This window comes from Crossiella sp. SN42 (assembly GCF_023897065.1).
Lineage (GTDB): Bacteria > Actinomycetota > Actinomycetes > Mycobacteriales > Pseudonocardiaceae > Crossiella.
Window position 1 is genome coordinate 166,116 of the sequence record NZ_JAMHIV010000002.1, and the last position, 13,175, is coordinate 179,290.

Annotated in this window: 10 protein-coding genes; all 10 read left to right on the top strand. The window is 71.2% G+C overall.

Features of this window, described 5'->3' with window-relative positions; genetic code table 11:
• Window positions 1–22 precede the first annotated feature (22 nt).
• The 10 genes from M8C13_RS03470 to M8C13_RS03515 all read left to right on the top strand — a co-directional run bounded on the left by M8C13_RS03470 (window position 23) and on the right by M8C13_RS03515 (window position 13,154).
• Window positions 23–994: an o-succinylbenzoate synthase gene (locus tag M8C13_RS03470; RefSeq protein ID WP_252478971.1), complete on the top strand. Its 972-nt coding sequence runs from the start codon at window positions 23–25 to the stop codon at window positions 992–994.
• A gap of 70 nt (window positions 995–1,064) precedes the next feature.
• Window positions 1,065–1,856: a DeoR/GlpR family DNA-binding transcription regulator gene (locus tag M8C13_RS03475; protein WP_252478972.1), complete on the top strand. Its 792-nt coding sequence runs from the start codon at window positions 1,065–1,067 to the stop codon at window positions 1,854–1,856.
• Window positions 1,857–1,921: 65 nt separating this feature from the next.
• Complete coding sequence (locus M8C13_RS03480) at window positions 1,922–3,004, top strand: ABC transporter substrate-binding protein (RefSeq protein ID WP_252478973.1); 1,083 nt, start codon at window positions 1,922–1,924, stop codon at window positions 3,002–3,004.
• Window positions 2,994–4,550, top strand: a complete 1,557-nt coding sequence (locus M8C13_RS03485) for a sugar ABC transporter ATP-binding protein (protein ID WP_252478974.1) — start codon at window positions 2,994–2,996, stop codon at window positions 4,548–4,550. Before M8C13_RS03480 ends, M8C13_RS03485 begins: the two co-directional genes overlap by 11 nt.
• The gene (locus tag M8C13_RS03490; RefSeq protein ID WP_252478975.1) at window positions 4,547–5,515 is read left to right on the top strand and encodes an ABC transporter permease; all 969 of its coding nucleotides are present in this window, start codon (window positions 4,547–4,549) and stop codon (window positions 5,513–5,515) included. Before M8C13_RS03485 ends, M8C13_RS03490 begins: the two co-directional genes overlap by 4 nt.
• Window positions 5,512–6,546, top strand: coding sequence for an ABC transporter permease (locus M8C13_RS03495; RefSeq protein ID WP_252478976.1), 1,035 nt, complete (start codon window positions 5,512–5,514; stop codon window positions 6,544–6,546). The genes M8C13_RS03490 and M8C13_RS03495 overlap by 4 nt, the downstream gene beginning before the upstream one ends.
• Window positions 6,547–7,202: 656 nt before the next feature.
• Window positions 7,203–9,215 (top strand): hypothetical protein, encoded by a 2,013-nt coding sequence (locus M8C13_RS03500; RefSeq protein ID WP_252478977.1) that lies wholly within the window; start codon window positions 7,203–7,205, stop codon window positions 9,213–9,215.
• A 5-nt stretch (window positions 9,216–9,220) separates the two neighbouring features.
• Window positions 9,221–10,669: a GT4 family glycosyltransferase PelF gene (gene pelF, locus M8C13_RS03505; RefSeq protein ID WP_252478978.1), complete on the top strand. Its 1,449-nt coding sequence runs from the start codon at window positions 9,221–9,223 to the stop codon at window positions 10,667–10,669.
• Window positions 10,666–12,123, top strand: coding sequence for a hypothetical protein (locus M8C13_RS03510; protein ID WP_252478979.1), 1,458 nt, complete (start codon window positions 10,666–10,668; stop codon window positions 12,121–12,123). Before pelF ends, M8C13_RS03510 begins: the two co-directional genes overlap by 4 nt.
• A 35-nt stretch (window positions 12,124–12,158) precedes the next feature.
• A complete protein-coding gene (locus tag M8C13_RS03515; protein ID WP_252478980.1) occupies window positions 12,159–13,154 on the top strand; it encodes an SDR family NAD(P)-dependent oxidoreductase in 996 nt (331 codons plus the stop codon).
• Window positions 13,155–13,175 lie beyond the last annotated feature (21 nt).

The following is a 13,175-nucleotide window of genomic DNA, read 5'->3' on the forward strand; positions in this document are numbered from 1 at the left end:
GTATTCGGGTAGGACTGTCCCGATGCGACCCGGAGGTGCCGTGCACGTCTACTCGATCCCGCTGCGCACCCGGTTCCGCGGCATCACCGTCCGGGAGGGGCTGCTGCTGCCCGGACCGGCCGGCTGGGGCGAGTTCTGCCCGTTCGAGGACTACGACGACGAGGTCTCCGCCCGCTGGCTGGCCACCGCGGTGGAGGCCGCCGAGCTGGGCTGGCCCGAGCCGGTGCGGGAGCGGATCCCGGTGAACTGCACCGTCCCGGTGGTCTCCGCCGAGCGGGCCTATCAACTGGTGCGCGAGTCCGGCTGCGGCACGGCCAAGGTCAAGGTGGCCGACCACCCGGACTCGCTGGCCGAGGACCTGGAGCGGCTGGCCGCGGTGCGGGACGCGCTGGGGCCGGGCGGGGCGGTCCGGGTGGACGCCAACGCGGTGTGGGACGTGGACACCGCGGTGCGCTGGATCAAGCGGATGGCTGTGGCCGCCGGTGGGCTGGAGTACGTGGAACAGCCCTGCCGGAGTGTCGAGGAGCTGGCGCAGGTGCGGCGGCGGGTGGACGTGCGGATCGCGGCGGACGAGTCGATCCGGCGGGCCGCCGACCCGCTGCGCGCGGGCGTGCGGGAGGCCGCGGACATCGCGGTGATCAAGTGCACGCCGCTGGGCGGGGTGCGGCAGGCGCTGCGGGTGGCCGAGGCGACCGGGCTGCCCTGCGTGGTGTCCTCGGCGCTGGAGAGCAGCGTCGGGCTGGCCGCGCAGCTGGCGCTGGCCGGCGCGCTGCCGGAGCTGGAGTTCGCCTGCGGGCTGGGCACGCTCTCGCTGTTCACCGGCGACGTGACCAGGGAGTCGCTGCGGCCGGTGGACGGCTACCTGCCGGTGCCGCGGGCCGCGCCGGGGCCGGATCCGGACCTGCTGGCCGAGCACGCCGCGCCGCCGGAGCGGGCCGAGCACTGGAGAAACCGGTACCAGCGGGTGCGGGCCGTCCTGAACCGGACACGCTGAGGTACCAAAACGGCCAAGACCGGGGTGTCGATGGGTGCCCCGACCGATTGTGTCCGTTTACGATCGCCTCGTGTTCGCTGACGAGCGCCGACAGGTGATCCTGGAGCTGGTTCGCTCCAACGGCGCTGTCTCGTTGCGCGAGCTGGCCCGGATCGTCAAGACCAGTGAGGTCACCGTCCGCAGGGACCTGCGCCAGCTGGAGGGCGAGGGCCTGCTGACACGGCGGCACGGCGGCGCGGTGGCCACCGACCGCCCGGCCTACGAGCCAACGCACACCGAGAAGACCCACGTGGCCAGCGACGAGAAGGCCGCCATCGCCGACCTGGCCGCCGAGCTGGTCGCGCCGGGCGATGCCATCGTGCTCGGCGCGGGCACCACCACCCAGGCGCTGGCCCGCCGCCTGTCCCGGCTGGCCGAGCTGACCGTGCTGACCAACTCGCTGCTGGTGGCGCAGGCGCTGGCGCGTTCCAGGGGCATCGAGGTGATCATGCCGGGCGGCACCCTGCGCGGCTCGATCTTCGCGCTGGTCGGCACCGCCGCCGAGCAGGGCCTGGCCGGGCTGCGGGTGCAGCGCGCCTTCCTCTCCGGCAACGGGCTCACCGCCGCGCGCGGCCTGTCCACCCCCAACGTCTCGGTCGCCGGCACCGACCGGGCCATGGCCTCGGCGGCCGACGAGATCGTGGTGCTCGCCGACCACACCAAGATCGGCGTGGACACCATGGTGCAGACCGTGCCGCCGGAGTCGATCACCCACCTGGTCACCGACGGGGCCGCGGACGCCGCCGAACTGGCCGCGCTGCGCTCGCTCGGCGTTCAGGTGCACGTCACCGGTACAGAAACCACCGATCAATTTCGTTCATAGTGACCACCGACCCAGGGGCAACTGGCGTTTCACCGCCCAGTCCATGATCCACAAAGGAGTGGACAATGACTGCTTTGCAGGTTCGATCCCTCAAGTCCAGCGCGGTGCTCGTCGCGGCGGCCGCACTTGTGCTGGCCGGCTGCGCGAACCCGGAGAACTCCGGCAACCCCGGCACGACCGGCGGCGGCGGTGAGCAGGTGACGAAGTCGGCCCAGCCGGAGGGCGGGAGCACCTGCAAGATCGACGCATACGGCACACCGAAGATCGACCTCAAGGACGCGGTCGTCGGCTTCTCCCAGTCGGAGAAGGAGGCCAACCCGTTCCGCATCGCCGAAACCGCCTCCATCAAGGCCGAGGCGGACAAGGTCGGCGTCAAGCGGCTGCTGACCACCAACGCCAACTCCGACCTCGGCAAGCAGATCTCCGACATCCAGTCCATGCTCGCCCAGGGCGCGCAGCTGCTGATCGTGGCCCCGCTGAACTCCGACGGCCTGGAACCCGCCCTGCGCGCCGCCCGGGAGAAGAAGGTCCCGGTGCTGACCGTGGACCGCAAGCTCAACGCGGCCAAGCCGTGCGTGGACTACCTGGCCTTCATCGGCTCGGACTTCGTCGACCAGGGCAAGCGCGCCGGTGAGTCGATGATCAAGGTGACCGGCGGCAGCGCCAAGGTGGCCATCCTGCTCGGCTCCTCCGGCAACAACGTCACCACCGACCGCACCAACGGCTTCAAGGACGCCATCAAGGGCACCCCCGGCGTCACCGTGGTGGCCGAGCAGACCGGCGACTTCTCCCGGGAGAAGGGCCAGACCGTGGCCGAGCAGCTGTTGCAGTCGAAGCCGGAGATCAACGCGATCTACGCGGAGAACGACGAGATGGCCATGGGCGCGATCAACGCGATCCGGGCGGCCGGCAAGAAGCCGGGCACGGACGTCAAGGTGGTCTCGGTGGACGGCACCAGGGACGCGGTGCAGGCCATCGTGGACGGCAACATCAACGGCGTGATCGAGTCCAACCCGCGGTTCGGCCCGCTGGCCTTCGCCACCATGCAGAAGTACCTGGCCGGGGAGGCGATCCCGGAGAAGATCATCATCTCGGACAAGGCCTACGACGAGGCCAACGCCAAGGCAGAGGTCAACGGTGCCTACTGAGGCCGTGCCCGGTCTGACCCCGGCCGTCTTGACGGCGGCCGGGGTGGACAAGCACTTCGCCGGTGTGCACGCGCTGCGCGAGGTGGACTTCACCCTGCGCGCGGGCCAGGTGCACGCGCTGGTCGGCGAGAACGGCGCGGGCAAGTCCACCCTGATCAAGGTGCTCACCGGGGTGTACCGCCCGGACGGCGGCGAGATCCGCTTCCTCGGCGAGCCGGTCAGCTTCGACCGGCCCGCCGCGGCCCAGGAGGCCGGCATCTCCACGGTGTACCAGGAGGTCAACCTGGTGCCGTCGATGTCGGTGGCGCACAACCTGTTCCTCGGCCGGGAGCCGCGTGGCCGCTTCGGCACGGTGGACTTCGGCCGGATGCGCCGGGAGTCGGCGAAGCTGCTGGGCGAGCTGGGCATCCCGGTCGACCCGCGCCGGGAGCTGAGCTCGCTCGGCCTTGGCGTGCAGCAGATGGTGGCCATCGCGCGCGCGGTGCAGACCGAGGCGCGCGTGGTGATCATGGACGAGCCGACCTCCTCGCTGGAGCCGCGCGAGGTGGAGACCCTCTTCCAGGTGGTGCGCAGGCTGCACCAGCGCGAGGTGTCGGTGGTCTACGTCAGCCACCGGATGGCGGAGCTCTACACCATCTGCGACTCGGTCACCGTGCTGCGCGACGGCCGCACCGTCCACAGTGGACCGATGAGCGAGGTCAGCAGGCTGGAGCTGGTCGCGCTGATGCTGGGCCGCGAGGTGGCGCAGGTGCGCAGCGAGGGCACCACCGCCTTCTCCGACAGCCATGCCGGCGGCGACGACTCGCGGCAGCCGGTGTTGCGCGCCAAGGGTTTGCGCAAGCGCGCGGTGCTCACCGGGGTGGACCTGAGCGTGCAGCCGGGTGAGGTGGTCGGCCTGGGCGGACTGCTCGGTTCCGGCCGCACCGAGACGGTCACCGCGCTGGCCGGGCTGCTCACCCTGGACGGCGGCGAGATCAGCGTGGCGGGCAAGCCGCTCAAGGGCGGGTCCACCGCGGCGGCGATCCGCGCGGGCATGGTGCTGGTGCCGGAGGACCGCAAGGCCGAGGGCATCATCCCGCACCTGTCCGTGCGGGAGAACATCGTGCTGGCCGCGCTGCCCCGGTTGTCCAAGGCCGGGATCACCTCGCGCGCCCGGCAGGACAAGGTCGTCGACATCTTCATGAAACGCCTGCGCATCAAGGCTTCCAGCCCGGAGCAGCGGGTCAGCGAGCTCTCCGGCGGCAACCAGCAGAAGGTGATGCTGGCCCGCTGGCTGGCGGTGGAGCCCAAGGTGCTGCTGCTGGACGAGCCGACCCGGGGCATCGACGTGGGCGCCAAGGCCGAGGTGCAGGCGCTGATCGAGGAGCTGGCCGAGCAGGGCCTGGCCATCGTGATGGTCTCCAGCGAGCTGGACGAGCTGGTCGACGGCGCGGATCGGGTGGTCGTGCTGCGCGAGGGCGGATCGGTGGCCGAGCTGCGCGGCGACGAGGTCACCGCCGACGGGGTGCTCAACGCGCTCGCCGAGGCCAGAGAGGACAGCGCATGACAACCGCGACGGCCCCGGCGGCCGCCCCCGGCCGGGCCAGGGCGCTCGGCCTGGTCCGCGACTACGGCGTGTACTTCGCGCTGGGCCTGCTGTTCCTGGTGAACCTGGTGGTCACCGACAACTTCCTGACCGCGGACAACCTGCGCACCCAGGCCGTGCAGATGGTGCCGACCCTGGTGGTCGCCCTGGGCATGGCGCTGGTGATCGGCACCAAGGGCGTGGACCTGTCGGTCGGCTCGGTGATGGCCATCACCAGCGCGCTGCTGCCGCTGTACCTGGGCTACGGCGCCGGGCTGTCGGCAGGCGTGTGCCTGCTGGCCGGCGCGGCGGCCGGGCTGCTCAGCGGCTACCTGGTGGCTTTTGTTGGTGTGCAGCCAATTGTGGCCACGCTGGCGCTGCTGGTCGGCGGGCGCGGGCTGGCGCTGGTGCTGGCCGGCGGGCAGCTCAAGGACATCCGCAACCCGCAGCTGCGCGAGCTGGGCGCGGGTTCGGTGCTGGGCATCCCGTACACGGTGCTGATCGCCGCGGTGCTCGCGGTGCTGGTCGGCCTGCTGGTCTCCCGGACCACGTTCGGGCGGCAGGTGGTCGCGATCGGCGGCAACCCCAAGGCGGCCCAGTTCGCCGGGCTGCCGGTCAAGCGGGTGCTGGTCACGGTGTACGTGGTCAGCGGCATGCTGGCCGCGATCGCCGGGGTGCTGGCCACCGCACGGCTGTCGGCCAGCGACCCGTCCCGGCTGGGCGAGCTGATCGAGCTGGCCGCGATCACCGCGGTGGTGGTCGGCGGCACCCCGCTCACCGGTGGCCGGGTGCGCATCCTGGGCACGGTCGCTGGTGCGGCGCTGATGCAGCTGATCGTGGCCACCCTGATCAAGAACGATGTGCCCGCCTCGCTGGCGCAGATGGCCCAGGCACTGATCATCGCGGCCGCGGTGCTGGTGCAGCGAGAAGGGAACGGTTCCCGATGACTCCCGAAGGCCCGCTCGCGGGGCCGAGCGTCAAGACCGCCCCCGCGACCGCCCCGCCCGCCGAGGCTGCTCGCCGCGGCGAGCAGGCCGCCCGGATCGTCCAGCGCCACGGCGCGCTGATCGTGCTGGCGGTGCTGCTGGCCGTCGGCGGCGCGACCTTCGACACCTTCCTCACCGCCTACAACCTGGGCAACCTGGCCGTGCAGGCCAGCTTCCTGGCGGTGATCGCCCTCGGCATGACGATGGTGATCATCACCGGCGGCATCGACCTGTCGGTCGGCTCGGTCTACGCGCTGGCCGGGGTGCTGGCCGCTTACGGCGCGAGGGAATGGGGCCTGGCGGGTGCGCTGCTGCTGCCACTGGCGGTCAGCGGCACCATCGGCCTGGCCCAGGGTCTGTTGGTGGGCAAGGCCAAGATGGCCCCGTTCATCGTCACCCTGGGCGGCCTGCTCTTCGCCCGCGGCCTGCTGCAGTTCCTCACCGAGGAGGGCAGCCAGACCTACCTGGTGCCGCAGACCGAGACCGCGTTCCTGGAGCTCGGCCAGGGCAGGCTGTTCGGCATCGGCTACCCGGTGCTGATCGCGCTGGCGCTGTTCCTCATCGGCGGATTGGTGTTGCAGCGTACCCGCTTCGGCATGCGGCTGTTCGCCATCGGCGGCAGCGAGGACGCCTCCTCGCTGATGGGCCTGCCGGTGGCCCGCACCAAGGTCAGCGTCTACGTCATCTCCGGCCTGCTCGCCGGTCTGGCGGGCACGCTGAACGCGGCCCAGCTCGGTTCCGGCGTCACCGTGATCGGCGTGGGCCTGGAGCTGGAGGCCATCGCCGCGGTGGTCATCGGCGGCACCCTGCTCACCGGCGGCGTCGGCTCGGTGAGCGGCACCCTGGCCGGGGTGGCGCTGCTGTACGTGATCCGGGACGTGATCAACCAGGTCGGCGGCTTCGACTCCAGCATGCAGGCCGTGGTCAACGGCGCGTTCCTGGTGGTCGTGGTGGTCATGCAGACCCTGCTGTCCCGGGCCAGACGCAGGTAGCGCACCGCTTTCCCGAACGGCCCGAGCCACCCCGGTTCGGGCCGTTCGCCGTTGTGCGGCCCCAAATGCGCGACCACGGCTGCTTCCAGCCCGAGGACCCCTTCGCCCTGCCCGCGGACGCGCGGTTACCCAGAAATGGGGACAGGGCAGACGGGTGACAGTAACTGCCATGTCATCGATTGCGTGCTGGATGCGTGTTGCATGATGCCGAGTTTAGGATTTTCCAGCTGAAGAAACCTTCAGGTAACGCTCGTCATATCAGGTATGCCCGTATACCAATCAGTAGCCCGCTAGACCGGATTCAGCCAGCTCAGCGCAACTTTGGTCTCACCATCCGGACATTCTGGCAACCAAAGGTCCAGAGCCGCCAAATGGCCTAACTATCCTGGCGTTCGGCTCAGTTCTTGCGCCAAAAGTGCAGGTCAGCTGGCACTTCTTGCGCTGTCAAGGGCCTTTGGGGCGGATCTCGACGCGATTTTTGACGCACGTCCTATCTGTTATCAGTGAGGTCGGCCGGAACCCGTAACAGAACCTTGTGCTGAGCGATTTATTTTGCGGAGCCGCAATGGCGGCCCTTCCTTTCCACCGCACGTGTGGTCACGGACGCGTGCATGAACGGGGTTTTCGTGAGTTCTCTTCGTGTGCTTCGCCCTGTCTTGCTACGGGTCGCGGCCGCCACCGCGTTCGTGCTGACCCTCAGCATGACCCCGGTGGCCTCGGCCGCGGACACACCCGCCCGGATCGACCTCAACGTCCTCGTCGTCACCGACGGTGGATCCTCCGCTGAGGCCTTCCGCGCCGCCCTGGTCAACGAGGGCGTGCCCAGCACCGTGGTCCGGCTGGCCGACCCGCAGCGGCCGGTGCTCACCGCCGCCTACCTCGCCGACACGGTCAACTCCACTCCCCGGGCCAAGTTCCAGGCGGTGGTGCTGCCCAACGAGGCGCCCGCCGGGCTCGCCCAAGCGGAACTGGACGCGCTGGCCGCCTACGAGAGCCGCTTCGGCATCCGCCAGGTCAACGCCTTCACCTATCCCAGCGCCAAGGTCGGCATGAACACCCCGCACTACGCGGGCCAGCTGGACGGCACTACCGCGCAGCTCACCGCGAGCGCGCTGGGCGGGGCCTTCCGCAACCTGCGCGGGCCGGTCGCGATCGAGAACGGCGACCCGGCGGTGTGGGAGGCCTACGGCTACCTCACCAACCCGGTGCCCGACGACCCGGCCACCGGCGCCACCTTCACCCCGTACCTCACCGGCGTCTCCCCCGACGGCAGCCAGCAGGGCGTGCTGGCCGGGGTGCTCAAGCAGGGCGCCCGGGAGCAGCTGACCCTCAACGTGGCCTACAACAGCGAGCAGGCCCAGTTCAAGGTGCTCCAGCACGGGCTGATCAGCTGGCTCACCAAGGGAGTCCACTTCGGACACCACCGCTCCTACCTCAGCGTGCACATCGACGACGTCTTCGACGGCGACGACCGCTGGAGCAGCGAGCACAACTGCACCCCCGGCGACATCGACTGCCAGGGCGACGTGCCCGCGCTGCCCGCGATCCGGATGAACCCGGCCGATGTCACCAAGGTGGTGCAGTGGCAGCAGCAGCACGGGTTCAAGCTGGACATGTACTACAACGCCTATGGCAGCGACGAGGTGGTCGCCGCCCAGGGCTCGGACCCGCTGACCACCGCGCTGCTGCAGAACCGGGGCCAGTTCCGCTGGGCCAACCACACCTACTCGCACAAGTTCCTCGGCTGCGTGCAGGACACCTCGGTGGTGCCCTGGCGGTGCGCGACCAACCCGGACGGCTCGGTGAAGTGGCTGCCCAAGGCCGACATCGTCACCGAGATCAACAAGAACCACCAGTGGGGCGTGAACAAGGGTCTTTCCTTGCAGCGCAACGAGATGCTCGCCGGTGAGCACTCCGGCACCAAGATCCTGCCGCAGCAGCCGCTGGACAACCCCAACTACGTGGCCGCGCTGCGCGAGACCGGGGTGGCCTGGATCGGCCTGGACGCCTCCCGCGAGCCCGCGCTGCGCCAGGTGGGCACCGCGCAGGGCGTGCCGCGCTACCCGATCTCGGTGTTCTACAACGTGGGCACCAAGGCCGAGATGGTCGACGAGTACAACTGGATCTACACCTCCCGCGCCAACGGCGGTTCCGGCATCTGCGAGGACAACCCGCAGACCACCACCTGCATCCAGCCCTTGGGCGCCAACGGTTTCGACTCCTACATCGTGCCCACCCAGGTCCGCCTGGGCATGCGGTTCATCCTCGGCAACGACGCGCGGCCGCAGTACGCGCACCAGTCCAACATCGCCGAGGAGCGGCTGCTCTACCCGATGGTCGAGGGCATGCTTTCCAGCTACCGCAACACTTTCGCCGCGAACGCGCCGATCGTGAACCCGAGGCTCTCGGAGGCGGGCACCGCGATGAAGCGGCAGAGCGCCTGGCGGGCCGCGGTCGCCGCGGGCAAGGTCTCCGGCTACCTGCTCAACGGCCGGGTGCACACCATCGCGCCCAGCGGGCTGGACGTGCCGGTGACGGTGCCGGAGGGCACCCGCACGCCCGGTCTGCTCGGGCTGCCCGGCCCGCTGTGGGGCCAGGCCTACGCCGGTGAGCGCTCGGACTGGCGGCGCAGCACCGGTGGCACGTTCACCCTCGTGCTGCCGGCCTGACTCCGATGGACGTCGCGCTGATGACCGAGGGCACCTACCCGCACAGCTTCGGCGGGGTGAGCGTGTGGTGCGACCAGCTCGTGCGCGGGCTGCCGCAACACCGGTTCCACCTGCTGGCGCTGGTCTCCACCGGGCAGGAGCCCACCGCGTGGGAGCTGCCGCCCAACGTGGCCTCGCTGACGCTGGTCCCGCTGTGGGGCGCCGACCACCACGGCCGCAGGCCGGGGCGGCGGGCCCTGCGCGGGTTCGGCGAGCTGTTCCGGGAGCTGCTGGCCACGCTCACCGTGGCCGGACTGCCGGACAAGGCGGCCCGCTTCACCACCGTGCTGCGCGCCCTGTTCGACTACAGCCGGCAGCACGACCTCTCGGCCAGCCTGCGCGATGAGGACGCGGTGCGGGCGATGATGGCCGCCTGGCGGGACTGGCCCGCCGAGCTGGGCAAGCCGCCGACGGTGGCGGACGCGGTGACCGCGGTCGAGCTGCTGGAGCACTCGCTCCGGCCGCTGGCCGCGCCACCGATCCTGGCCGACGTCTCGCACTGCGTGGCCAACGGGCTGGCCGCGCTGCCCGCGCTCACCGCCCACTGGTGCCACCAGACCCCGCTGCTGCTCACCGAGCACGGGATCTACCTGCGGGAGCGCTACCTGGGCTACCGCAACTCGCCCTACCGGCACCCGGTGAAGGCGCTGCACCTGGCCTTCTTCCGGCAGGTGTGCGAGCTGGCCTACCGCACCGCGGCGCTGGTGGCGCCCGGCAACATCTACAACAAGCGCTGGGAGGAGCGGCTGGGCACCGACCCGGCCCTCATCCGCACCGTCTACAACGGCGTCGACCCGGCCGACTTCCCCGCGGTGGAGGCCGAACCCGAGGTGCCCACGCTGAGCTGGGCGGGCCGGGTGGACCCGATCAAGGACCTGGAGACCCTGATCAAGGCCTTCGCGCTGGTCTGCGAGCAGGTGCCGAAGGTGCGGCTGCGCCTCTTCGGCGGCACCCCCAAGGGCGGCGAGGCCTACGCCAACCGCTGCAAGGAGCTGGCGAACAGCCTGGGCGTCGGCGACCGGGTGCTCTTCGAGGGCCGGGTGGAGGACATCAGGGACGCCTACGTGGCCGGGCACGTGGTGGTGCTCTCCAGCATCTCCGAGGGCTTCCCGTACACCCTGATCGAGGCGATGACGGTGGGCCGCGCCTGCGTGGCCACCGACGTCGGCGGGGTGCCGGAGGCCGTGGGCGACACCGGGATCGTGGTGCCGCCACGGGATCCGGCGGCCATGGCGCAGGCCTGCGTGCGGCTGCTGGCCGACCGGGACCTGCGGCACGCGATGGCCGCCGCGGCCCGGCACCGCGCGCTGGAGCTGTTCACCGTGGACAAGGCGGTGGGCACCTTCGACGAGCTCTACACCGGGCTCGGCGTGGTCACCGAGCAGGCGCGCGCGCTCACGGCGGCCGCGTCATGAGCGCGGGCACCGTGCCCGAGCTGGAGCACATCGGCGTGCTCGGCCTCCCGCAGGCGCTGCCGGATGTGCGCACCCTGGACATCCCGCCGCGGCTGCGCGAGCTGGCGCACCGGTTCGAGTCCTTGTGCGCCAACGCGGTCGACCCGCTGGAGGTGGCCGCGGGGCTGGAGGCCGACGGGCTCTCCGACCAGGCGGTCAAGGCCCGCTACGGCTGTCCCGACGTGTTCTCCCTGGCCGAGGAGCTGTTCCGGCTGGTGCCGCGCGCGCCGGCCGAACCGGCCCCGCAGCCCGAGGTCTGGGCGGCCAACCCGAAGCTGCACCTGCTGCGCGGCGTGCTCTTCGCGCTGCCCGGCCTGGGTTACACCGCGGCGACCCCGCTGCTGGTGCGACCGGCGGCGCTGGCGGTGCTGGTGGGCTCGCTGGTGCTGTCCTGGACGCTGAGCCAGGGTCTGTCCTACCTGGGCTACGTCCGGCTCGGCCAGGGCCGGGCGGCGGCGTCGTACTCGGTGCTGCGCCACGGGTTGTTCGCCTGCGGCGCGCTGGTCGCGCTGCTGTCCACCGGGCTGGCCGTGGCCAGCGACGCGGGCTGGGCGGTGCTGGCCCTGGGCATCGGGCAGGGCGTCTACCTGCTGGCGGCCACCGTGCTGCTGGTGCGCGGCGCGGAGTTGTTGCTGCTGCTGGCCCTGACGCCCGCGGTGCTGGCCGGTGGCCTGCACCTGCTCGGCGACCACCGGCTGCTGCCGCACTGGGCCGAGCTGCTCGGCCTGATCGGCTCGGTGCTGCTCACCACCGGGTTCGCCCTCTGGCGGACCAGACCGGCGAACCCGGTGCGGGACAAGGCCAAGCTCGGCTGGACCGAGCTGCGCAATGCGCTGCCGCACGCGCTGTTCGGCCTGTGCGCGGCCGGGTTGCTCGCGCTGCCGGTGGTGTGGGCGGTGCTGCCGGGCGCGCCGGAGATCCCGGGCGCGGCACTGGCCGCGCTGCCGATCTCGCTGAGCATGGGCATCGCCGAGTGGTGCCTGTTCGGCTACCGCAGGCGGATGGGCCGCCTGCTGCGGGAGAGCACCTCGCTGCCCGGCTTCGCCCGGCGTTCCCGGTTCGTGCTCACCGGGGTGCTGACCCGCTACCTGCTCGCCGCGGCCGCGCTGTGCGCCGTGGTGCTGCTCGCCGTGCCGGGGGCCATCCCCGCCGCGGTGCCCACCTACACCGCCTACCTCGCCCTCGGTGGCGCCCTGTTCCTCGCCCTGCTGGTTCAGGCGCTGGGGCTCAACACCATCGCGCTGCTCGCCTGCGGCGCGGCGCTGGCCGCCGAGGTGGCCTTCACCCTCACCGGCGGGGCCGGGCACTGGCCGCTGGGCACCGTGTGGGTGCAGCTGTCCGTCGCACTGGCCCTGCTCCTGGTCCTGTACTGCCACGCGGCCGGCTCGCTCGGCAGCGCGGTCCGCCACCGCTAGCAAACCCAGTCCCGCCAACAAGAAAGAGGCACATCGTGTCCAACGTCGTCGCCGTTACCGGCGCCGAGGGCTTCATCGGCTCCCACCTGGTCGAGCGCCTGGTCGCGCACGGCCACCGGGTGCGCGCCATGGTGCTCTACAACTCCTTCGGCTCCTGGGGCTGGCTGGACTCGCTGCCGGCCGAGGTGCTGGACCAGGTCGACGTCGTGCTGGGCGACGTCCGGGACCAGGCCAGCGCCCGCGAGCTCATCGAGGGCGCCGAGGCCGTCTACCACCTGGCCGCGCTGATCGCGATCCCCTACTCCTACCGCGCGCCACGGTCCTATGTGGACACCAACGTGATCGGCACGCTGAACGTGCTGGACGCGGTGCGCGCCGAGCAGACCCCCAGGCTGGTGCACACCTCCACCAGCGAGACCTACGGCACCGCGCTGACCGTGCCGATCAGCGAGGCGCACCCGTTGCAGGGCCAGTCCCCCTACGCCGCCTCCAAGATCGGCGCGGACAAGCTGGTCGAGTCCTACCAGCTCAGCTTCGACGTGCCCGCGGTGACGCTGCGGCCGTTCAACACCTTCGGCCCGCGCCAGTCCGCCCGCGCGGTGATCCCCACCGTGATCAGCCAGCTGGCCGCCGGGGCCACCGAGCTGAAGCTGGGCGCGCTGGACCCGACCCGCGACTTCCTCTACGTCAAGGACACCGCGGCCGCCTTCCACACCCTGGGCACCGCACCGGCCTCAGCCGTGGTGGGCGAGCTGTTCAACGCCGGCACCGGCGAGGAGGTCTCCATCGGGCAGCTGGCCGAGGACCTGGTGCGGGTGATGGGCGTGGACGCGGTGGTCACCGAGGACGCCCAGCGCATCCGGCCGAAGAACTCCGAGGTGCAGCGGCTGGTGTGCGACGCGGCGAAGCTGCGTGAGCGCACCGGCTGGGCCCCGGCGCACACCAGGGACGAGGGCCTGGCCGAGACCATCGAGTGGTTCCGGGACCCGGCCAACCTGGCGCACTACAAGCCCGGCATCTACACCCAGTGACCAACCAGACAGGACAAGGGG